Here is a 22,234-nt window from a genome sequence, read left to right on the forward strand (position 1 = left end):
TTTCATTTAGTTAGTATATACAAAAGATAATGAAAACAAGCATATAGCATCATAAAGACTACGCTTTCAAATTAACACTCCTATTATTTCACCCAATAACAATGAAACCTTTCTACACCTGGGTACTTCTCTCCTAAACTTGTAACAGTAAAGCCACATTTTTTATAAAATCCTACCGCTTCATCATCTGTTTCTGCTTCCACATAAATTAATCCATGCATATGAATCACTTTCTTTATCATTTCGAAAGCAATTCCTTTATAACGACTATTTGGAAAAACTGCTATATGGCATATTCTCGCTTGTTTTTCAGCATAAAATTCCATGCCAATACAAGCTATCGCTTTATAATGATATAGTACAGTATTTCTATTTTCTTCATAGAACTTCATAGCTTTTTGTAAACTTTTTTCCTGGGGTCCCACAGCATACTTTAATATCGGAACCATTTTATCCTCACTTAGATTCCGCTCAATAGCAACCATACTCTTCCTCTTTTACAATACAGAATTATTCCGCTAGTCATGAACAGTAAAACACTCAGCTCCAAATTCGGTAAAATGAAAGAAAAAGGCACCCTTACCTCTGTAAGAAATTTGCCTTTTTCGCGTTCTAACACTCTATAGCACTTTTTATAATTCCACAATTCCGCTTCCTTTTTCAGCATAACCCATATCGCCAACAGACTCGACTGTATATTCTCCATCTTTATAGAGAATTTTAGTTACACTTGCATTTTTTACCCCCATTTTTGTTTTACTACTATCAAGTATTTCTACTAATGCGGTGATCATCAATCCATGAGCTACGACTAAAACGTTACCGCCTCCATTTTGGGCCGTGTCTTCACTAATTGTATCGATTTCTTTTTTTATACGAGTTGAAAATACCTCCCAATTTTCCGCTTGTTTTGTAGAATCTGCTTCTGCAATAAAATTCGTAAATTCTTTAATAGAAAGCTCCATTGGTTCAGTTATATCTTTAACACCGGCAGTATTTTTAATAGCCTGCCTCATATTTTCAACCTTATCGCCTTCAAAAATCCCAAAATTCAATTCACGCAAACCTTTCCGTTGTTCAAGTTTTAACTTTGACTGTCCACTATACTTTAATACTAAGTTAGCAGTTTCAATTGCACGGCCACTATCACTACTATAAGCATCAACAAAAGGTATATCTTGCAATCCATTTCCTAAACCTTTCACTACTTCAATTCCCTTCTCTACTAATGGGGAATCTGCCCAGCCTTGTATACGTTTATTCGTGTTTAATATTGTTTTGCCATGTCTCGTAACATATAACGTAACGATGTTCTCTTTATTTTTATGTGTTGTATTCATATCTTTTTCCATATTTCTCTCCCTTTAGACTACTTCATTTATTTTAATCTTCATTCCTTTCCAAACCCAAAAACATCTCAGTAAACATAAAAATCTGCTTCATTTACTAATATATTATAAATTTAGTTTATAACGATTCATATTATATATTATGAAAACGCAACAAAAAAGGAACCGACTCACAATCATAAATCAATTCCTTTTCACCCTTTTTATACTGTTATCTTTTCTCCCGTCTTCATAACACCTGCAACCTGAAAGGTCAGTCCTATTGTTATCTATCTTGAAATCTTGCTAATTTCTTTACTTAATCACTAAAATCTGCAAACAGGAAATCAATCTCTTTCTCATCATAAAAATCACCATCAGCAATAAACTTTTCAATTTCAACTGTACCATCTTCGATAAATTCAATCTCCCATCGTTGGCCTGGCACAGCTATTTCGACCATAAGACTTTCCCTTCTCACTTTACTTAGTTTATAGAATATATGATTGTCTTCTAATCTATTTAAAAAATGAATGAATTCTTTTAATTTCATGTAATTTCCTCCATATAAAAAATATTAGCTCTTTATTTTCAAAGAGCTAATATTTTTTCACGCTGTTATCTTTTCTTCCTTTTTCATAACAACTGCAACATAACTATGCAAAATCATTCCTACAACAACAAGGCTCATTCCAATCCATGATAATGATGATGGAAATGGAGCTGATAGCCAAATTAATTCTCCTAGTAATGCAAATAAAACTTCACCAGATTGTGTCGCTTCTACAGTCGCTAATTTCTGCGGATCATCTTTTACAAGATCAGTTGCAAAGAAAAATAATACAGTAGCAATTAAACCAGAACTAATCGCTACGATAAAGCATTGAAAGACTTGATTACTTGATGGTAATCCACTTGTTGCAACCTCATATCCAGATAGCAAAAACCAGAACGGTAAACTTGCTAATGTCATTCCGAGAACGCGCTGAAAGACATCTAATTCTCCTTTACACACCTGCATCATTTTTCGGTTTCCAAGTGGATAAGCAAACGCTGCTACTATTACTGGAACTACACATAACATGGTTTCACGAATCCCTAAAGAAGAAGCATGTTCTACTTGCATAAGAAGAACACCAAGTAATATAACCGCAGACATCATCAATTCTTTCATTGGAACTTTTTTATGTAGTGAATTTGTTGCGAATAATGGCGTTAATAAAATTCCTGCTATAATTGTAATTTGCCATGTGGAAGCAACTAGCCACCCTGGTCCAAATGCACCAGCAAAACTAAGTGGCGCGTAAAAAAGACCGAAACCGACAATGCTCCATAATAGCCACTCTTTCGGATTACTTTTCATATATTGAAAGAGTTGCTTTAAGTTTCCTCTATACATGACAATTATGACAAGTAGCGGAACCATAAAGTAATACCGCAGTGATGCACTCCAAATCCAGCTTCCCCCTTGTAAGTCCATCGCACGGTTTAAAATAAACGTAAAGGCAAAGAAAAACGATGCCAATACTCCCGCTGCAATTGCTTTCATCCTAAAACCCCTTATATAATTTTCTTATACTATATAACAGAATACGATTCATTTAAAATAAAATTCGAAAATTTCATACTAAAAATGGTGCTTTTATACGTTTTTCCCGCATTAACGGACAGTAAGACTCCCACCTCAAAATTTGGCAAAAGCAAAGAAGTTAGGTGGGAAATCGACTGTCCGTAAAAACCCGATTAGTGAGGGCTGATAATCAGCGGAGGATGAAGCTCCCGACTGATTAAAGTCTCACTTTATTTCTTGTCTATACGATTTTCGCAATCGGCTTATGTGAGCTTGATGATAGCGGTTATGATCAGCTATATGCCAAATCCCCCACCTAATCGTAGCCGTTTGACCATTTTCATAATAGACTTCGCGAGTTAAATCTACTTCTGTTAGTTTCATACATTCATCATAAAACATATTTTGAACATTTTGATAATCTTGCATGAGTTCTTGTAAAGAACCTTTTTTGATATTAGGTAATTCTCCTTTGTCATCAAGCATAGGACCATATTTCCTTTGCAAGAAAGCAGGAATTTGTTCACCTTTCAAACGATACACCCAATGTAAATCTACGACTGCTAAATGCTGAAGAAGCTGTCCGATGCTATTTTCATCATTAAAAGGGCCTTTGTAATGCAATTCGTCTTTTCCTACCCCTTCAACTAGATTTCTTAATCTTTTGAATGTATCACTTACAGTAGCATATAATACTGCAACGTTAGAATTCATGTCTCTTTCTAAAGATAAATCTTTCACCGCAATTCTCCCATCCAACTCTTTATCTTTTCATTGATCTCATTTGCCTGTTCATGATGAATATAATGATTTGTACTTGGAAATATAATATGTTCCGTTCGTGAAGATATTTTTAACAGTTCAATCTGCGTTTTTTCCCAATTTTCATATCCATTATTCGCTGCGGAAAATTGTACTATTGGCAGGATTCCTAACTCCCCATTTTCTATTATCTTTTTACCGTTTTTACTCATCCACTCTAATTCTTCTTTCATATTTCGATTATTTGTATTTTTAAGAGCCATTGAAATTTTAAGTTTCTGTAATTCTTTCGGTAAATTTGGGATATCTATAAATACTTGATCTATAATTCCGAATAATGATAACGCCCGCAATATTCCGAGATTTTTAGCTATATTCATTGTGTGCCAACTAACTTTCCTATCTATATCCATTTTAAAATTCTGTGCGTATTCTGGACTAATTCCATCGATAAAAACTAATCCCGCAATTTCGTTGGGATATACTTGTGCATACCGAATACTTTCTAAAGTTCCCATTGAATGTCCTACTAATATAAAGGGAGGTTTCTCACCTGCTTCTATTAATAATGAATGTAATTCGCTTACCACTGTATCAATATCCCTACTTCTCTCTGTTTGTTCACTATATCCGTAGCCAGGTCGTTCATACACAACTATTCTATTTTCTTTCTCTAGTTTATTATATAGTGGGTAAAAATCCGCATACGGTGTTGTCGTACCGCTTCCTGCTGTCATAATTATCGTTGGTTTATTTTCATGTTTCCCTGTTGTAAAAATATGTATATCATGATTGTTAACTTCAATTATCTTACCAGGTACTTTTGTATCGTTATTTACACAAACAGCTTGATACAGTGTGCTAGCAATAAAAACAATTAACGCGACAAACAATGCAATTCGCTTCTTGCTTTTAAACATTAGATACTCCTTTTTTATATACTGTCAGAGAAATAAAACCATTAATTCGTCATCACGATATATACCATTCATTTTTAATGCCTTTGTTTCTATTCCATACGTTTTAAATCCCATTAATTGATACAATTTTTTCGCTACTTCATTAGCTGAAACAACCCCTAAATTAATTTGCTCTATTTCTAGTTCTCTTGCTTTTTCAATTAACGCTCGAATTAAATCTTTTGCTAACCCCTTTCCTCTACTTTGATGATCTACATACATCGCAACAAGATGTCCTTTATGTTTATAAGCTGCTTTTTGCTCCGTAAGCAACGTGACTACACCTAGCAGTTGATTCTCTTCATTAAAAGCACCGAATGTGTAACTCGTTTTTGAACTTAAATTTTGAGTAACTTCCTCCACGGGATTTTCTTTTTGCATCGCTTCCTCATACGTTGTTACAAATGCGTCTGGATTTATTTGCAATGCTTGTAAACGTAAATCCCAATATTGTACTGCATCTAAGTCTGATAAAACTCGAATCATTTATATACATCCTCTCATCATTAAGTTTCTAAATTCAATCCACTTTTGTTTACATAATAATATTATACATTACATTCTTTCTTGTTAAGAATTTCATATTCTTCTTTCAACATACTAAAGCGATAACGATTAATAAATACACCTTCTCGCAATCTATCATTTCTCATGATTCCTTCACAAACAAACCCTGCTTTTTCATAACTTCTCATCGCTTTTACATTATCAGCATCTACACGTAGCCAAACTTTCTCTAAGCCAAATTCATAAAATCCAATTTGTAACATGCGATGTAACGCTGCAAAACCATAACCACGTCCCCAGTATTCTTTTCTACCAATCGCAATTCCTAATTCAGCATTTTTGTTCGTTGTATCAAAGTTTTTTAAATCGACCCATCCAATATGCACACCATCTCCAGTAACGATAGCTCGCTGTTCATACCCATTTTCACGATTCATACACATCTCAATCCATCTTCTTGTCTCATCACGTGTAAAAGGTGGATATTGATCGGGTACAACTAAATGTTTTGTTACTTCTTTATCTAATGACCATTGATATCGATCTTCTATATCATCTAATGTAAGTTCTCTTAATACAATAACTGGTACACTCATTTTTCTATCTCTCCTTTATTTCCCTACAGAAAACCCCTCAAACAACCTGCCACCATATTTTTCTAGCGTTCCTTCTATAAAATCAATCAGTTTCAGCTTCTCACCAGTTCTATAAAAATGATCAAAAGCTTCAACAAACTCTTCCGCAAATGTTTCATTATACGTTCTTAATACCTTAATAAACCATTTAGAATTGCCAATCCATTTTCCGTTTACTCTAAGGACATATTCATGAACTAAATCAGCGAGAAGATTCGCGATAAACAATTCCTCTTCCCTCTTTGTTGCCCCAATAAAATCGTCTAGCGCATCGGTAATAAAGTAACGCTTCTGTCTCATAAGCCCTTCTGTCCACTTTTCAGGACCTTCATTTAATAATTGCTGTGCTTCCTGTTTTAAACTCGTTACAACTGCTTCCTTCCCTTTTAAAACAATCCCTTCCGAAACCATTTGCGGTAAACAAGGTCTCCCCCTCTCACAATCACTTTTAAAATATTTTTTATACGTTTCAAAATTATGTACAAACATTTCCACTGGCCAACCGTTACTAATAAAAGATTCGCGATAACAGTTTGATAGATTACGATCAATAATTACAATATCAAGATCAGAAGTTTTTGTTGCTTCTCCTCTTGCAACGCTTCCTCCTAATAAGGCAACATCACAATTTGGAAATTGAGATTCAATAATTTTTTGTGCGGCATCAATTGCTTTCATGCTGTTTTCCTTCTTTCATTTTCTTTTTTATTTCTCCTTGCCTTAAATATGTACTTACGATATATTCGACACTATTTCTTATTTTCCTAGTTTTTTTCTTTCAATTCGGTATGTGAAATTTAATTTACCTTAAAAAAAACAGGAATCACTTTATTCGATTCAGACTATATTCAGCCAAAACGTCTAATGGATTGATTATTCTCTTCCCTGTTTCCTGTTCACACTTTTCAGCAGCATCTACCATTGATAATTGAGCAACCGAAATAATTTGATTTTCATCTTCTATGAGCTGATATATATATTTATTCACTCTATCATCATATTCTTCTTTACATCCCTGCATAATTAATTCAAAAGTATCTTCAATAATCCTTACTTTAATATCTATAGATTTCTGTTTTTGCTGTGCGTATCGATTCAGGCGCTCCACTGTCCCAGTGACAGTACTAGGATTTGTGAATAATATCGTTTGCGGCCCTTCAATATTACATATCATTTCAAAGAATGATTCATCAATTTTTAATATAGGTTTTGCAATTAAAAACTCTTCCTCCTGTATTAGCGTGATATAATTTGTACATGTAATTAGAACTGCATCAATATTACTTTCTGCTATCCACTTCAGCTGATCCTTCAACTTGTTTTGGGCTTGCTTTCGTCCAAACCCTTTATCACTTTCCATCCTCTTAGATAATATGGGATCTACAAAGTGGATTAATTCTATCTCAAATAATTCAAATGCCCTCTCTATATACTCAATATTTGAATGATGGGCATGTAAACAAGCTAGTTTTTTCACTTTTATCACACCTTTTTCATTTTTGCTTTGTTCATATAAATTGTTGATATTTTGAGATATAAAAAGCCACCACCTACAAAAGTGGTGATTTTTTTCGTATTTTACTGTTTAAAATGCTGTATAACGACTCCTTTACCATCTCCAACTTCAATTTCTGCGAATACTCCATTTATAAAATTGATTTGTGGAGGGACATGACCACAGTCTATATCATAAATAATTGGAATTTGAAGCTCATCAGTAAGTTCTCTATATACATCTTCAACAGTATAACCATCGATTGAATGGTTTGCAGAGCTACGTCCAAAAAGTATACCTGGACAATTATCAAACCAACCTGCTAGTTTCATTTGAACCAATGAACGTCGTAAATCAGTAGTAGTTAGGTCGCAATTTTCCAAATACCAAATTAAAGGTTCGTTATCAAAATGCTTCTCCCTAAAATCTTGTACTCTACCAAATGGTGTGCCAATGAGATGTCTAATCACATCAATACAACCACCAAGTAATCGACCTTTAATGTTTATTTTTTCAGTTGAAACTGTTTTCCAGTTTGTATTTTCTGTTAAGTGAAAAACACACGGAGATGGATTATTATGTTGCCACTTCTGTTGATATTTCTCTGAAGAGTATTGGGTGATTGAAGTCCCTGTTCCCGCTGACAAAACGCTTTGCCACATTGCTGTTGTGTCATCGGAGTATTCCCCTCTTACATCTACTAGATTTGTCCCATGAGCAGTGGCTATTCCAGTATTTAAAGTAATTGCTAACAATAAAACACTTACATCCGAATATCCTAATACCCACTTATTATTTGTCAAAATCAATTTTTTCGAGTATTTCAACCAGCAGTTCCCCACCCCAAGGAGGAATTATGATATCAATGCTCTCGTCCTACATCATGTCAATAAAGTGAAACTTCAATCAGTGGGGGTTTTCTCCATCCCCCACTGATTGTTAGTTGAACCAATCGGGCTTTTACGGGCTGTTTATCTCCCACCTAAACTTCTTCGCATTTTCTTAAGTTTTGAGGTGGGAGTATTACAGCCCGTTAATGCGGGATAAATTCATTTGCCCTCTTCGTAGCAGTAGAAGACTTAGCTTTCTCTTGTGTCCAAACCGTTTGTATACCCTTTTCTTTCCATACTTTCACAAGCTTGCTTAAATATATTATGTAATTCTGCGTTTACACCTGAAGAAGGTGCTGTTACACCAATTGTTGCCCCTTTTTTAAGAACGGATATTTTATCATCTCTATCTCTCCCGTATTTTCCTATGCACCTAGAGTAAATTTAATATAGTCAGTTTGATAATGAACAACAGCTACTTGTCATCATTTCCCCTTTTATATTCGTTACATTCCCATCAAAAACCTTCATTATAAAAACTGCTAAACAACAAAATCTTGCACACCTTTTTTGCAATTTGTTTTGCATTTACCTCCCTAAAATTGCTAATATAATAGAGTAGAACTATTATAGAGAGAAGGAAAATTATGCACAATAGAATTCGAATGACAACTTTAGTAAAGAGGGCACTGTTGATTTGCGTCGGAGTATTATTTTTATACGAAGCAGTTTATGGATCAACTCATATTGCTTTAGCAAGTACGGAAGATGAAACGAAATCTGTTCAACTTGTAAGTGAAATTCAAACGGCTCTAACTCCAAAAGAAGCACCAAAGCAATATAACGGGCAAGTTAGAAAAGTTGCTTACTTAACATTTGATGATGGCCCTGGTAAGTACACTGCCGAGCTGTTAGACATGTTGAAAAAAGAAGATGCGAAAGCTACATTTTTCCTAATTGGAGCAAATGTTAAAGCATTCCCTGATCTTGTAAAGCGTGAAGACGCTGAAGGGCATTATGTTGGTATGCATAGTATGACACATAACTACAAAAAGCTTTACACAGAAGGTCTTTATGCAGATGAAATGAAAGAGGACCAAGGATTAATCGCTGGAGTTATCGGAAAATCACCAGTATTAACTCGTCCATGTTACGGATCCATGCCAGGATTAAATGAAGCGCTTCGCAATAAAGTTGTTGAAAATGGTTTGAAAGTTTGGGACTGGACAATCGATTCATTAGACTGGAAATATAATAAGATGCCAGTAGATGCTGCTGCTGCACAAATTGCACAAAATGTTCTTGCTGGTGCAACAAATCCAACAGAGGTCATTTTAATGCACGATATTCATCCACAATCTGTGAAAGCTGTACCTGCTATTATTAAAGGTCTAAAAGAAAAAGGTTATGAACTGGAAAGTTATCAAGAAGATGAACATTTCCCATTAAACTTTTGGCACGATAATCGTATGTAATAGAAAAGACTTGATTTCTTTTATTGGAAAATCAAGTCTTTTTTCTTTTTATTTATTTAGAATATAGAAGTTATTATTTTTGCAATTTCACTTAGTGAACTACCCGCCACTTAGTAACTCTTACGAGTTTACTTGAAGTGGGGGCTTCTCGGTTAGTCGTTCCTTTTGACAGCTAACGAATTCGTCCTAAGACAGCCGAGCTAACTCCCTTGTTCCAAAGGTTATTTTGTTGCTATTTATGCTAATGCTACATCGAGAAAGGCAATCTATTTCACTCATCTATATCGCTTTATACAAATAAATTTCCCAAGCGGATGTCTTTGATGTAAACACTTTCTCAAGGAATAAATTGTTTTCTACTGCATTTTCAATAGGGACAGCAGAAAACATGTATCGACCACCCATTTTCTTAAAATGCTCTATATTTAATTGTAAATTTTCCAAGCGTTTTTTTGAGTTTTTCTTAAACATATAGTGTTTTCCAAGTTCATCGGTGAAAATATAACAGCGGCCACCCCACTCGTCAAAATACGTACGAATCGTTTTATTTTTCGCCAGCTCCTTCTCGATTATTTTTCGAAATTCATATTTATATGATAGTGGATAAAAATTGTTATATGTATCAAGTGTATAGAATCCGTTGTACTGAGCGATAGCAGGATGTAAACCAAGACTAGCGACACGGTACTGCTCCAAAGGTAAACCGATATACTCTTTTATCTCCTGAAATTGTTTTTCTGCAAAAAATTCCTTTACTGAAGGTTTACTTTGAAAAATAATTTCCTCATTAAAAAAGCTTAACAAAATAATTTGAGCTATCACAAAACCTGTCACAGCGTGTCTCCATATTTTCCCTTGTAACCATAAAACTTTTAACCCAAGAGCAAATAAAACATAAATAACTAACGGGCGCAAAAAATGATAACGTGCAAAATTAAACGTATCCAAAATGTGAAAACGTTTTGTTAATGGAAGCCAACCTTTATAAAACCAAAAAGCATACCAAATTGACAATCCTATGTTAAACCAGAACAAAAAAACAAAGACTTTTTCTTGCTTCCATCGCCTCTTGGAAATGATAAAGTACAACGCAATAAGTATGACAGGTAAAATAACAAATGTATGGACTGTCATGACATGGTTATGTCCTAAAAGAAAATTTTTCACTGTAAGACGGAGAGACCGCCATAACGATAATCTTGCATGAAAATATTCATCTCTGCTGTTAGGTGCAGTGGATAAGAAGAAGGAAGATACTAAGCGATATTCTACAATCATGTAAATGAGCGTCATATAAACAATTGAAAAAAGAAAACGAAAGTTCCATTCTTTCTTTATTACTACGTCCACTAACCAAAGAATCCCCATCCCGCTTAAAAAGAAGAAAAAACCTAAAACAATACTCGAATATAGAGGAATAAGAGTGAGTACGAAATAGTTCTTCCACGATCTTTCCCCTTTTCGAATATTTAAAACTGCCCAAAGTGCAAGAGGCATTCCGAGAGTACTAAGCATTCCTGACGGCCAAAAAGGAGTTAGAGCAAAAGCCAATGAAACTCCAACCGAAATGACCATCCATTCCTCTCTAGGTAAAAAATGATGTTTTAAAAGAAGATACATCCCTATAAAAGCAACCACTCTTGTAATCGTCTGACTTAATGCATACGCAACCATATTTGGAAAAAAAGCATACAACCAAACAATACCACTAAATTCCGTGCTAAATGCGTTTCTTGATAATTGATTGTTTATCACCTGTGGAATTGTAGCATCAATCGGGCCTATTATCTCCCCGCTCCTTGCCAAAACCTTATACCAGGATAAATTGGAATCAAGATTATCATGAACGCGAATATGCGCATTTTCTCCAAGAATAAATAAAGGAGACAAATAAAGAAAGAGTATAATTGCTGCAAAAACAAGTAACTTTTTTTCCTGGTTGTTCTGGATTGAAAACATTCACTACACCTCAAGAAATTCTTAAAAAGTTTACTTATAAAATTTCCAAAACGAAAGAAATTATCCCCTCGGTAATCAAGTTGCTATCAATTTTTTATAAACAAGAAAAATCTATTCTTATTGTTAAAGTAAGGAATGATATATTTCGGAGAGGAATTTTATCGTATAAAAAAAGAATACTATCAATTTGCGTAGCTGCTAGTTTATTAGTGCCAGCTTCTTTTTATGGGGAAAGAAATGTACAAGCTGAGAATAGCAATACTGTACAACAGCTATACAAAGTAAAAATGGCTGGTTAAAAAGAAGGAAGTTCATGGTACTACTTAAATCCTCATTGTTATTACATGTATACAGGTTGGGATATAATTGATGGGAAATTCCATTATTTTGCTCAAAATGAGGCTTGGCAGTACTCTGAATCGTAAGTGGCTCAAATGCTAGATAGAATTCTTTATTTAATCTAAATGATAAAAAGGATTGTGGCAGTGAGATACACATGCTACAATCATTTTTATTATATTTAAGATATATTTGTTTTTTCCTTATTGTATAAAGTTACATCATCTTCTTCTATATTCACAGTCTCTTTTACAACATAAATTGGTCGGTTCTTACTTTCGTCATAAATACGAGCGATATATTGACCAACAATACCAAGACCGAGCAGTTGCATACCGCTGAAGAATGTGATAGCAACCATAAGAGAAGCCCACCCAGTTTGGATGTCTTGTCCAATAATTTTAACGATAACTGAGTATATTAAAACTGCTATAGAAATTAATACAGAGATTAAACCTAAAGTCATAACCATTCTTAATGGCTTTGTAGAAAATGCGATAACACCATCTGAAGCAAATTTAATCATTTTCTTTAATGGATACTTCGTTTCACCCGCAAAACGTTCATCTCTTTCGTACTCAATATATGTTTGGCGGAATCCAATCCAAGACATCATTCCACGTACGAAACGATTTCGTTCTGTCATTTGTTTGAATATATCTGCTACTTTACGATCGATAAGGCGGAAGTCACCTGTGTCTTTAGGAATATCGATATCAGACATGCAATTTAAGAAGCGGTAGAAATATTTAGCTGTAACAAGTTTAAACCAAGTTTCACCGTTACGCTGTTTTCTTCTCGCACAAACAACCTCATAACCTTCTTCCCATTTTGCAATAAGTTCTGGGATAACTTCAGGTGGATCCTGTAAATCAGCATCAATGATTATGATAGCATCACCTTTGGCAACATCAATTCCTGCTGTTACAGCTATTTGATGTCCAAAATTACGAGCAAAGTTTACGATTTTAGCACGAGGATCTTCGGCTGAAATACCTTTTAAAATTTCCATCGTCCGATCGGTACTACCATCATTTACAAAGACAAATTCATAATTAATATTATTTTGTAGCGTAACAGACTTTAAGCAATTATAACACTCTTGTGCTACTTCTTCTTCAAAATACATAGGAACGATGATTGAGATAAGTTTCTCCAAGTTTTTATCCTCCTTGTAGCAGCATTATATATTAATTTATTAGAAATGGTTTTGTTTGTTGAATGTCCAAATTTTATTAAGAAAAAAGTTCATAATCATACCAACACCAATAGAAAAAAGTTGTGAGATAAACTTATTTATGAAAAATTTATCAACTAATATGAACAGGCTAATTGTATTAAAAGTTAATACAATTAAATTTACAGTTAGGAATTTAAAAAATAATGATACATCTTTATTTTCCGATTCAAAAACCCAATTTTTGTTCCAATAATAGCTGTTAGCAACACCAATTAAATAAGCAAAGCAGTTAGCGATAAGGTAATTCATACCAATTTTAATGAGAAATATATAGCTAATAATTGTGATAAGCGTATTTAATACTCCTATTAGGCTAAACTTTAAAAATTTCTTCATAATGTAGTATCCTCATTTTTATAAAAGATATAAAAATATATGTATAATAACCATCTTAAGTTTTTGTATAAATCGATGATTACTTTAACGATTTTATTATTTAAGCCAAGTATATGCAGTGGCTAATTGTATGACAATGGAACTGAAGACAAATAAAGGAGTGGCAAGGTTGTTTACACTTTTAAATGGATTTTCTAATTTTTCAACACGTTTTATATATGCTCTCTATGGGATTTTTGCTGCGGTATTAATATTTACTTATTTTACAGATATAAAAAAAGATAATTATCTGATTTTATTATTGGGTTTTCTAGTTTTATGTACGTTAGGAACCTTTATGTTAAGAAAAGGTTCTTTATATCTTGAAAAGTTAAATGAAAAGAAATGTTTCATTATATTACTACTTACTTGTTTTGTAGTGAAAGTAACATGGATTTGTTTGTACAAAATTGAACCACTTGTCGATTATGCAACTTTCTATAATACAGCGGAATCTTTAAGTGCAAATTTCCAAATTGAGAATCGGTATGTAGCATTATTTCCACATATTTTCGGATACTCATTATTTTTAAGTGTTTTCTTCAAAATATTTGGAACAAGTTATATGATTCCACCTATTGTGAATGTTATTCTAACTACGATATCAATGGCATTCATATATTTCATAGGTAGAAAAATTGATGGAGTAAGAACGGCAACCATAGCGAGTATATTTTGGATTCTGCTACCTTCACAAACAATTTATAATATGTTTGCAATGTCGGAACCCCTTTATTGCACTGAGCTATTGTTAATTTGGTTTATTATGATTACTATTGATGAAAAGTTATCTAAAATAGGTATGATGAAGCTCATTTTTTACTCTCTTTTATTGTCCCTATTGCTTGCATTAATGAATATGGTACGCCCAATTGCAGCGGTACCTATTATTGCATTAATTGTTTGGGTATTTGTTATTGATATAAAACATCTTGGTCATAAAAATATCCTTTTTAAAAAAATTGTATATATATCAACGGTGCTAGCTGGCTATTTTGTATTTTCTTCAGTTGTACACAACTATACAACTGCACGATTAGGCGAAGAAATAGCAAAAGCACCTGGGTATAACATGTATGTAGGGTTTAACAAAGAAAGCTTAGGAACGTGGAATGAAGAAGACTCAAAGTTACTTATGTATTATAGTGAAAAAGAAGGCTGGACTGCTAACGATGCTCAAAAACAGATGTTAGAGGATACAAAGGATAGATTGAAAAATGATAATATTGATTTTGCTAAATTGTTTTTTGATAAATTCATTATTTTCTTAGGTCATGATAGGGCAGCAGTTTTATACGCAAGCCCGGTATTAGACCATCAGCTCCGATATATGATTATATGTGATATTTTTTATTATTTCTTAATTGTTATTTCGCTGTTAGGTGTATTTATTACATTTAAAGATAAGAATAAATCAGCAGCGCTCTTTATTTGTCTTTATACTATTGGTTTAACAATGGCGCAAATGCTGGTAGAAGTTGCAGGACGATATCATTATTCTGTTACAATGTCTATAGTTATTTTAGCTGCTTTGGGTATGAATCGTCTATACAAACATAGTAATGTCCGTTAGTATGACAGAATTAAATATATGTAAACGTCAAGTAACTCCAAAATATACAATAAAAGTTGGTTTTGGAGTTATTTTTTGTTTACTTCACTTTTTTTCGGCACTCTGCATCTAGTTGGAAAATCTGTTGACCAGGGCAAGACTTTATCAATTTCTTCTTTATTGTTTAAATTGATATTGAGGAGTGTTTCAAACAAATAAAGAAGATAATGATAGGGACTTAAATTGTTCTCTTTTGCGGTTTCAATCACTTTCTACTAATATAGTATCCCGTATCTCCTATAAAATTAAGTCCGAATTTTTGTTTCTACATTGTGCAAAAATTGTACTCTTTTCATATAGTTATCATACTCTACAAGTACGGTATGTGAAATTACATCGCGCTCAAAAATAAAAAAGCCCCCTCACAAGGATATTTATCCTTATAAAGGAGACTACCGTTACTTTATTACGTTTAACCTTCTTGCTACGTAGTTTCTACTTTCTTATTATTTTTATCACGATGATTATAGTTATACTTCGAACGATCTACTGGCGTAAATCCTTCTGGTGTATAGAACCTTAATAAGGCTCCGTTTACTACTTAATCAGAAAATTTAAGTGTTTGTTGAACCATTTGTTCATTTTGTTTAATCTCATCCGTTACCTCTACTGAGTTCCCGGTATTTGTATCATAGTATTTTCCGTTCAGTGCAGTAACAGACGGACTTACATAGTTGCCATTACGGAATGCCACAACTTGCTTATGCTCTGGTGATAATAAATCGGTACCGAATTGGATATAATTTTTTGTATCCGTACCTAATAAATGTAGTAACGTTGAAAGCACATCAATTTCTCCGCCATATTGATGTTGAACTCCCCCTTTCATACCTGGTACACGGATAATTAATGGTACACGTTGCAACTGTGCATTTTCAAATGAATTCATTTCTTTACCCATTATTTGCGACATTGCTGCATTATGGTTATCTGAAATACCGTAATGATCTCCATACATAACGATAATGGAATTATCATATAAAGCAGATTGCTTCAAATAATCCATAAAGCTTTTTACTGCTTCATCTAAATAGTGTGCTGTTTGGAAATATGTATCTACAGATAAATCACCTGTTTGGGCTGGTTCAATTGTCGCTTCTTCCTTATTCATTGGATAAGGAAAATGATTTGATAGTGTAATAAATTTCGTATAGAACGGTTGTTTTAACGTTTGTAACAACGGAATAGATTCATTAAAGAATGGCTTATCTTTCAAACCATAGTTTACAACATCTTTCTCATTCATATCATAATAGGTTGCGTCAAAGAATTTATTGAAACCAAATGATTTATAAGTTAGTAATTTATTCATGTTAACAAAATAGTACCTACAATTGAATATTTACAAAAAATAAACCCCTTGCTCTTCAATCTTAGAGCAAGGGGTTTATCTAATATATTATTTTCCTTGATACATTGCATCTACTTGCTTTTGAAGTTCTCCATTTTCTAAGAACTCATCGTATGTTGCTTCTTTATCGATTACACCGTTTGGCGTTACTTCGATAATACGATTTGCAATTGTTTGTACGAACTGATGGTCATGAGATGTAAATAGTAATGTTCCTTTAAATGCGATTAAACCGTTGTTTAATGCTGTGATAGACTCAAGGTCTAAGTGGTTCGTTGGATCATCAAGTGTTAATACGTTTGCTCCGCTTAACATCATTTTAGAAAGCATACAACGAACTTTTTCTCCACCTGACAATACAGAAACATTTTTCTTAACTTCTTCACCAGAGAATAGCATACGGCCTAAGAAACCACGTAAGAAACTTTCTGTCTCATCTTGTGGAGAGAACTGACGTAACCATTCAACTAAGTTATATTCACTGTTCTCGAAGTATTTAGAGTTATCTCTTGGGAAGTAAGCTTGTGATGTTGTAACGCCCCACTTAAACGAACCGCTATCTGGCTCCATTTCACCCATAAGAATTTTAAATAATGTTGTCATTGCAATATCATTACGTCCGATAAATGCAACTTTATCACCTTTATTTAATGTGAAGTACACATTATCTAACACTTTTTCTCCATCAATTGTTTTTGAAAGACCTTCTACAGTTAATAAGTCATTTCCTACTTCACGCTCTGGTGTGAAGCCAACGAATGGATAACGGCGTGATGATGGTTTAATATCATCTAATGTAATTTTATCTAATAATTTTTTACGAGAAGTCGCTTGCTTCGCTTTAGATGCGTTTGAACTAAAGCGTGCGATGAAGTTTTGTAACTCTTTTACTTTCTCTTCTTTTTTCTTATTTGCATCTTGTGTTAGTTTTAATGCTAATTGGCTTGATTCATACCAGAAGTCATAGTTACCAACATATAATTGAATTTTACCGAAATCAAGATCCGCCATGTGCGTACATACTTTATTTAAGAAGTGACGGTCATGAGATACAACGATAACAGTATTTTCAAAGTTCATTAAGAAGTTTTCTAACCATTGAATCGCTTTTAAGTCTAAATGGTTGGTAGGCTCATCTAGTAATAGAATGTCAGGTTGGCCAAATAAAGCTTGAGCAAGTAATACTTTTACTTTTTCTGCCCCCGTTAACTCAGACATTTTTTTATCATGAAGATCTTCCCCAATGCCTAGTCCTTTTAAAAGGATAGCAGCTTCAGATTCAGCTTCCCAACCGTTTAGCTCAGCAAACTCACCTTCAAGTTCTGCCGCGCGCATACCGTCTTCATCGCTGAAATCTTCTTTCATATAGATTGCATTCTTTTCTTGCATAACTTGATAAAGACGTGTATGACCCATAATTACTGTTTCTAATACTGGAAACTCCTCATATTCGAAGTGGTTCTGTTTTAATACTGCTAAACGCTCACCCGGCGTAATATGTACATCGCCTGTTGATGGGTCAATTTCTCCAGATAAGATCTTTAGAAATGTTGATTTACCAGCACCGTTTGCTCCGATTAAACCGTAACAGTTACCCGGTGTGAATTTTATGTTAACATCATCAAATAATTTTCTGTCTGCAAAGCGCAATCCTACGTTACTAACTGTAATCATGTGTTTCCTCCAATTTCGATACTTTTATATACATACTTCACTTACTATAACATACTTAGTCATCTAAAGGTATATCTAATCATCTTTCTATTTCAACAACCGAAATTTTCTATTCGAAACAAAAAATAAAAAAACACTTAAAAGAAGTCATAAAGAAATGGTTTATGTAATGGAATCAAATGTTCAAGCTCTTTTACTTCTTCCTCAGTTCCTAAAAGAGTACCTATTTCGTATAACTCTAACGGACGCTTATATCCAAATAACATTGCTGATAAATCATTTATGTTTAGATGGATTCCTCCTATGTTTCGCTTTTCTGTTTCTCCTTTATTAATCATTACTATTTCTTTGTTCTGTAATTGAACCGTTACATTATTCCATGGTGCAAATGAGTCTGAAATATGTAAAATGACTTCATTTTGTTGATTACTCCAAACAAATGAATATTGATTTAAAAAATGCTCCACGTCTACAATTCGAACCATAAAATAAGGAGTAAGTTCAGCCTTAACTCGAGGCTCTTGTAAAGCATACAGTAATGGCTCTGTTTCACTTAGTATCATCTTAAGTTCTTTTATCATCGAATCGTGTTGACAAATAAAATTCCAAAGGCCATTTCTAGCTTCATTGTTCAGCGGAACAAATTCTTCTACTGTCATTTTTGAATCATTTATTTTGTACAACATATAGCCAGTAGGTTCATTTTCTTCATTGTAATAGACCGTTGCCGTCAAATCATGATAAACTGCCTGCTTCCACCATTCACGGCTACGAATTAACATACCTGCAAACCGTTGCGCAAACGTTTCATATATTGCCTCAATTTCATTTGGATGATTATCTTTGTTAAAGCGTCTTATATTCCCTTTTACATGCTTTTGCATCACTAAATCACTCTTCGTCATTGAGCATATGAAACGATTGACAAATAGTTCCCATCCATACTTTCTGTAAAATGAAACCGCAAATGGATGTAACATGGATACACTCAATCCGTCTTGTTTCATTTTTTCCAGCGCATACTTCAATAGTTCTTTTACATGTCCATTCCGTCTATACTCTGGGTATGTCGCTACTCCTGCAATTCCACCCATTTTAAAAATTTCATCACCAATATTTATTTCTAACGGAAGAAGATGTAATTTTGCTGCAAGTTGACTTCCTTCCAAAACCCCAAACAGTTGATGGTGTTTTTTCATTAATGTAAGACGCTGTTCAATCTGATCTTCCGGTACTTTATATTGAAAAGCATATTCAGATAAGGCCATCGCTTCTTTATATTGGTGCTCTACTAATTCAACTACTTTCATAAATATCTCCTCCTATCCCCTTTATTACATTCGTACTCATACAGATAAAATCCTATCAAAAAAATTAGAAATATCGATGTAATATATAAATATTTTGATACAAAACAAAAAGCTGTACCTACTAATCACTTTTATCATGTCTCCTGTATACCATATAAAAATAAAACTTTAATCAGTGGGGATTTCGTCATCCTCCACTGATTATTAACCCTCATCAATCAGACTTTTATGGACATTTGATTTCCCCACCTCTCTTCCTTGTTTCTCTCTGAATCTAGAGGTGGGCGTCTTACTGCCCGCAAATAGCAGGATAAATAAAGAAGGAGAGAAGAAATACTTATGAGCTCTTATTACGATAAATTAAATAGATTGAATGCAACTAGAGATTTCCTTTCTCAAAGAAGAAATCGAAGTCTTAGAGGAGAAAATTCCGAGTCTACAAGGCCATCAGCATTTAGAGCCGTCAACATGTCTACACTTCAACAAATACCTGCCAATACTACAGTTAAAGTTTTATATCCTAACATACAATTTGATTTAGCAAATGAATTTAACTCCGCTGCATCTATGTTCATTCCTGAAACAAAAGGTGTTTATTCATTGACTGCAAGTGTTCTTTTCTCACCTAGTAATTTCAATGAGGCCTACAGAGGAAGAATAAATATTCAAGTAAATGGCCATGAGGTGGCTGCTGATAATGATTTCTTTGGAGCAAATATCGAGATTAAAAATATCATTTCCGTTGCTACTATAACTGAATTAAAATGCGAGGATGTTGTTGAGGTATTTTTTATATCTAGTGTAGCTGGTACAATCAATTTACTTAATAGCATTACACGTTTTGAAGGAGCGAGGTTCCCTTCTCCAACGACTTAATCAAAAACGTCTATAACAATCATGTTATAGACGTTTTTACATTGAAAATGTTACATAATTTGTATGTAACATTTCGTTTAAATTGTGTAGACAGAGTTGCTTTTTCAACACCTTGGAAACAAATAAATCTTTGTTCTGTACACATTTTTGCCAAATTATCGATAAAATTTCAGCTTCATATAATTACTTCGTATCAATCATTTTCTTTTTATAATTCTGTATTTTACTCGTTAACCCTATTAATGCAGTTGACCACTCCCACAGCTAAAGCGTGTGGACTTTCCCGTTCACAAACTCTGTAAAAGGGAAATGCCGACAACTGCTGCAACTTGTATATGCGTTAATACAACCGAAGGAATTAAAGCTGCAAATGTCCCTCCTAAAATAAGCGCTGCTGATAATACGACTCCTCCTATATGACGAGATGCTGTTACAATTTTTGTTATTGAACCTCCTTCCAATTCGTTATAGCGTATCATCAAGAAGGTGCTATAAATTCTGAGGGTTACGGATTAGTAAATGAAATTATATCGGTCGCAACTTAAAATATATCAGCGATTCGACACGAGATATCGATTTACAAACAAATAACGACATGCGTTCACATAAAAAAGCAGATACATTACGCATCTGCCTCTCATCATATTATTTCGCTAACTTTTGAAGTTCTTCGAAAAACGTAGGATACGATACCCCTACTGCTTCTGCATCTTGAATTGTTGTTTTTCCTTCAGCTATACAGCCGGCGATTGCAAGCATCATTCCGATGCGATGATCACCGTAACTATGTACTGTATTGCCTGTTAAAGCTGATTTACCGTAAATTATCATTCCGTCTTCTGTTGCTTCAATGCGAGCTCCTAGTTTTGTTAGCTCAGCAACAACTGTGTCGATACGGTTCGTTTCTTTCACTTTTAGCTCATGTGCATCTTTAATAACCGTAATTCCCTCAGCTTGCGTTGCCGCTAATGCGATAACTGGAATTTCATCGATTAACCTTGGAATCATATCCCCGCCAATTTCGATTCCTTTTAGTGAAGATGTTTCAATTGCAATGTTTGCAGCTGGTTCTGATGCTCCTTTGTTAATTGGTTCTACAGTAAACGCAGCACCCATGCTCTCTAAAACATCTATAATACCTGTACGAGTCGGATTCATTCCTACATTTTGTAATACTAGTTTACTGTTTGGAATAATCGCACCTGCAACTAAGAAAAATGCCGCTGATGATACGTCACCTGGCACTTGAACATCTGTTCCAGTTAGCTTTTGGCCACCTGCTAGTTTTACAGTTTTCCCTTCACGAGTTACTGTAACACCAAACGCATCAAGCATTCTTTCAGTATGATCGCGTGAAATGTGCGGTTCTGTAACAGTTGTTACACCTTCTGCCCGAAGGCCTGCAAGTAAAATAGCTGACTTTACTTGTGCGCTTGCAACTGGGGAATTGTATTGGATTGCTTTTAAATCTCCACCTCTTATTGTTAGTGGTGTGTACGTCCCGTCTTCTCGACCATCAATGTTGGCGCCCATTTGCTTTAATGGATCTGTTACACGTTTCATCGGTCTTTTTGCGATAGAAGCATCACCTTGTACGCAAGAAAAGAATGGCGTGTTTGCCAATATTCCCGACATTAAACGTATCGTAGTTCCAGAATTACCAACATCTAATACAGCTTTTGGTTCTTGTAAACCTTCAATTCCTTTTCCGATTACAGTAACTTCATCACCGTTTTGTGTAATATCTACTCCCATTTCTTTAAAGCAAGAAATCGTACTTAAACAGTCTGCACCAGGTAGGAAGCCTTTAATTGTTGTTTTTCCCTCTGCAATTGCGCCGAACATAACAGCGCGGTGTGAAATGGATTTATCACCAGGAATTGTAATGATACCGTTCAATCCGTTATTAACAGGTTGTATAGTTCTTTCTTTCACGT

General features: G+C 34.1%; 20 protein-coding genes and 4 pseudogenes. 4 read left to right on the forward strand and 20 right to left on the reverse strand.

Features of this window, described 5'->3' with window-relative positions; all coding sequences use genetic code 11:
• Positions 1 to 83: 83 nt before the first annotated feature.
• The 11 genes and pseudogenes from HRG09_RS09510 to HRG09_RS09560 form a co-directional block, all read right to left on the reverse strand.
• Positions 84 to 485, reverse strand: coding sequence for a GNAT family N-acetyltransferase (locus HRG09_RS09510; protein WP_174100566.1), 402 nt, complete (start codon positions 483 to 485; stop codon positions 84 to 86).
• Positions 486 to 632: 147 nt separating this feature from the next.
• Entirely contained in the window at positions 633 to 1,352 is a 720-nt protein-coding gene (locus tag HRG09_RS09515) for a histidine phosphatase family protein (protein ID WP_174100567.1), read from the reverse strand.
• 295 nt (positions 1,353 to 1,647) lie between these two features.
• The gene (locus HRG09_RS09520; protein ID WP_174100568.1) at positions 1,648 to 1,881 is read right to left on the reverse strand and encodes a hypothetical protein; all 234 of its coding nucleotides are present in this window, start codon (positions 1,879 to 1,881) and stop codon (positions 1,648 to 1,650) included.
• Between the two features lie 57 nt (positions 1,882 to 1,938).
• A complete protein-coding gene (locus tag HRG09_RS09525) occupies positions 1,939 to 2,877 on the reverse strand; it encodes a DMT family transporter (RefSeq protein ID WP_174100569.1) in 939 nt (312 codons plus the stop codon).
• Between the two features lie 246 nt (positions 2,878 to 3,123).
• Positions 3,124 to 3,639, reverse strand: coding sequence for a DinB family protein (locus HRG09_RS09530; RefSeq protein WP_174100570.1), 516 nt, complete (start codon positions 3,637 to 3,639; stop codon positions 3,124 to 3,126).
• A complete protein-coding gene (locus HRG09_RS09535) occupies positions 3,636 to 4,580 on the reverse strand; it encodes an alpha/beta fold hydrolase (RefSeq protein ID WP_174100571.1) in 945 nt (314 codons plus the stop codon). The genes HRG09_RS09530 and HRG09_RS09535 overlap by 4 nt, the downstream gene beginning before the upstream one ends.
• A gap of 24 nt (positions 4,581 to 4,604) precedes the next feature.
• Complete coding sequence (locus tag HRG09_RS09540; RefSeq protein WP_174100572.1) at positions 4,605 to 5,105, reverse strand: GNAT family N-acetyltransferase; 501 nt, start codon at positions 5,103 to 5,105, stop codon at positions 4,605 to 4,607.
• A 62-nt stretch (positions 5,106 to 5,167) separates the two neighbouring features.
• The gene (locus HRG09_RS09545; RefSeq protein WP_174100573.1) at positions 5,168 to 5,722 is read right to left on the reverse strand and encodes a GNAT family N-acetyltransferase; all 555 of its coding nucleotides are present in this window, start codon (positions 5,720 to 5,722) and stop codon (positions 5,168 to 5,170) included.
• A gap of 15 nt (positions 5,723 to 5,737) precedes the next feature.
• Positions 5,738 to 6,439, reverse strand: coding sequence for a nucleotidyltransferase domain-containing protein (locus HRG09_RS09550; RefSeq protein ID WP_174100574.1), 702 nt, complete (start codon positions 6,437 to 6,439; stop codon positions 5,738 to 5,740).
• Between the two features lie 145 nt (positions 6,440 to 6,584).
• Positions 6,585 to 7,238: a hypothetical protein gene (locus tag HRG09_RS09555; RefSeq protein WP_174100575.1), complete on the reverse strand. Its 654-nt coding sequence runs from the start codon at positions 7,236 to 7,238 to the stop codon at positions 6,585 to 6,587.
• A gap of 101 nt (positions 7,239 to 7,339) precedes the next feature.
• Positions 7,340 to 8,132 (reverse strand): annotated as a pseudogene (locus tag HRG09_RS09560) (S66 family peptidase); the annotation flags it as partial.
• Positions 8,133 to 8,733: 601 nt separating this feature from the next.
• Here HRG09_RS09560 and HRG09_RS09565 point away from each other — a divergent pair.
• Positions 8,734 to 9,561, forward strand: a complete 828-nt coding sequence (locus HRG09_RS09565) for a peptidoglycan-N-acetylglucosamine deacetylase (protein WP_174100576.1) — start codon at positions 8,734 to 8,736, stop codon at positions 9,559 to 9,561.
• Positions 9,562 to 9,840: 279 nt separating this feature from the next.
• Here the strand turns inward: HRG09_RS09565 and HRG09_RS09570 are convergent, their stop codons facing one another.
• Positions 9,841 to 11,520, reverse strand: a complete 1,680-nt coding sequence (locus HRG09_RS09570; protein ID WP_174100577.1) for a DUF6044 family protein — start codon at positions 11,518 to 11,520, stop codon at positions 9,841 to 9,843.
• Here HRG09_RS09570 and HRG09_RS09575 point away from each other — a divergent pair.
• Entirely contained in the window at positions 11,511 to 11,819 is a 309-nt protein-coding gene (locus HRG09_RS09575) for a hypothetical protein (protein WP_174100578.1), read from the forward strand. The two genes, HRG09_RS09570 and HRG09_RS09575, sit on opposite strands and share 10 nt — an antisense overlap.
• Positions 11,820 to 12,040: 221 nt before the next feature.
• On the opposite strand, the gene HRG09_RS09580 is transcribed toward HRG09_RS09575, so the two are convergent.
• Together HRG09_RS09580 and HRG09_RS09585 are read right to left on the reverse strand one after the other, a co-directional pair.
• A complete protein-coding gene (locus HRG09_RS09580) occupies positions 12,041 to 13,018 on the reverse strand; it encodes a glycosyltransferase family 2 protein (RefSeq protein WP_174100579.1) in 978 nt (325 codons plus the stop codon).
• Positions 13,019 to 13,057: 39 nt separating this feature from the next.
• Entirely contained in the window at positions 13,058 to 13,435 is a 378-nt protein-coding gene (locus HRG09_RS09585; protein ID WP_174100580.1) for a GtrA family protein, read from the reverse strand.
• Between the two features lie 169 nt (positions 13,436 to 13,604).
• Between HRG09_RS09585 and HRG09_RS09590 the strand changes: the two genes are divergently transcribed.
• Positions 13,605 to 15,047 carry a glycosyltransferase family 39 protein gene (locus tag HRG09_RS09590; RefSeq protein ID WP_174100665.1) on the forward strand — a complete coding sequence of 481 codons (1,443 nt, stop codon included), beginning with the start codon at positions 13,605 to 13,607 and terminating at the stop codon, positions 15,045 to 15,047.
• Positions 15,048 to 15,115: 68 nt separating this feature from the next.
• On the opposite strand, the pseudogene HRG09_RS28815 reads toward HRG09_RS09590, so the two are convergent.
• From HRG09_RS28815 to HRG09_RS09610, 4 genes and pseudogenes are all read right to left on the reverse strand, one after another.
• Positions 15,116 to 15,295 (reverse strand): annotated as a pseudogene (locus HRG09_RS28815) (transposase domain-containing protein); the annotation flags it as partial.
• A 215-nt stretch (positions 15,296 to 15,510) separates the two neighbouring features.
• A pseudogene (locus HRG09_RS09600) lies at positions 15,511 to 16,380 on the reverse strand (LTA synthase family protein); the annotation flags it as partial.
• 105 nt (positions 16,381 to 16,485) lie between these two features.
• The gene (locus HRG09_RS09605; protein WP_174100581.1) at positions 16,486 to 18,111 is read right to left on the reverse strand and encodes an ABC-F family ATP-binding cassette domain-containing protein; all 1,626 of its coding nucleotides are present in this window, start codon (positions 18,109 to 18,111) and stop codon (positions 16,486 to 16,488) included.
• Between the two features lie 137 nt (positions 18,112 to 18,248).
• Positions 18,249 to 19,421, reverse strand: a complete 1,173-nt coding sequence (locus HRG09_RS09610) for a GNAT family N-acetyltransferase (RefSeq protein WP_174100582.1) — start codon at positions 19,419 to 19,421, stop codon at positions 18,249 to 18,251.
• Between the two features lie 339 nt (positions 19,422 to 19,760).
• Between HRG09_RS09610 and HRG09_RS09615 the strand changes: the two genes are divergently transcribed.
• Positions 19,761 to 20,297 (forward strand): hypothetical protein, encoded by a 537-nt coding sequence (locus tag HRG09_RS09615; RefSeq protein ID WP_174100583.1) that lies wholly within the window; start codon positions 19,761 to 19,763, stop codon positions 20,295 to 20,297.
• Positions 20,298 to 20,480: 183 nt separating this feature from the next.
• Here the strand turns inward: HRG09_RS09615 and HRG09_RS28820 are convergent.
• Positions 20,481 to 20,791: pseudogene (locus tag HRG09_RS28820) on the reverse strand (MMPL family transporter); the annotation flags it as partial.
• Between the two features lie 151 nt (positions 20,792 to 20,942).
• Positions 20,943 to 22,232, reverse strand: a complete 1,290-nt coding sequence (gene aroA / locus HRG09_RS09625; RefSeq protein ID WP_174100585.1) for a 3-phosphoshikimate 1-carboxyvinyltransferase — start codon at positions 22,230 to 22,232, stop codon at positions 20,943 to 20,945.
• Between the last annotated feature and the right edge of the window lie 2 nt (positions 22,233 to 22,234).

Source organism: Bacillus sp. Xin1, from assembly GCF_013314535.1.
Classification (GTDB): domain Bacteria; phylum Bacillota; class Bacilli; order Bacillales; family Bacillaceae_G; genus Bacillus_A.

Bases quoted from the DNA above. Each gene is read 5' to 3' on its own strand.
- HRG09_RS09520 (WP_174100568.1), bottom strand. From the start codon at position 1,881: ATGAAATTAAAAGAATTCATTCATTTTTTAAATAGATTAGAAGACAAT.
- HRG09_RS09585 (WP_174100580.1), bottom strand. From the start codon at position 13,435: ATGAAGAAATTTTTAAAGTTTAGCCTAATAGGAGTATTAAATACGCTT.
- HRG09_RS09535 (WP_174100571.1), bottom strand. From the start codon at position 4,580: ATGTTTAAAAGCAAGAAGCGAATTGCATTGTTTGTCGCGTTAATTGTT.
- HRG09_RS09610 (WP_174100582.1), bottom strand. From the start codon at position 19,421: ATGAAAGTAGTTGAATTAGTAGAGCACCAATATAAAGAAGCGATGGCC.
- HRG09_RS09510 (WP_174100566.1), bottom strand. From the start codon at position 485: ATGGTTGCTATTGAGCGGAATCTAAGTGAGGATAAAATGGTTCCGATA.
- HRG09_RS09565 (WP_174100576.1), top strand. From the start codon at position 8,734: ATGCACAATAGAATTCGAATGACAACTTTAGTAAAGAGGGCACTGTTG.
- HRG09_RS09525 (WP_174100569.1), bottom strand. From the start codon at position 2,877: ATGAAAGCAATTGCAGCGGGAGTATTGGCATCGTTTTTCTTTGCCTTT.
- HRG09_RS09515 (WP_174100567.1), bottom strand. From the start codon at position 1,352: ATGGAAAAAGATATGAATACAACACATAAAAATAAAGAGAACATCGTT.
- HRG09_RS09605 (WP_174100581.1), bottom strand. From the start codon at position 18,111: ATGATTACAGTTAGTAACGTAGGATTGCGCTTTGCAGACAGAAAATTA.
- HRG09_RS09615 (WP_174100583.1), top strand. From the start codon at position 19,761: ATGAGCTCTTATTACGATAAATTAAATAGATTGAATGCAACTAGAGAT.
- HRG09_RS09545 (WP_174100573.1), bottom strand. From the start codon at position 5,722: ATGAGTGTACCAGTTATTGTATTAAGAGAACTTACATTAGATGATATA.
- HRG09_RS09570 (WP_174100577.1), bottom strand. From the start codon at position 11,520: ATGTTTTCAATCCAGAACAACCAGGAAAAAAAGTTACTTGTTTTTGCA.
- HRG09_RS09540 (WP_174100572.1), bottom strand. From the start codon at position 5,105: ATGATTCGAGTTTTATCAGACTTAGATGCAGTACAATATTGGGATTTA.
- HRG09_RS09550 (WP_174100574.1), bottom strand. From the start codon at position 6,439: ATGAAAGCAATTGATGCCGCACAAAAAATTATTGAATCTCAATTTCCA.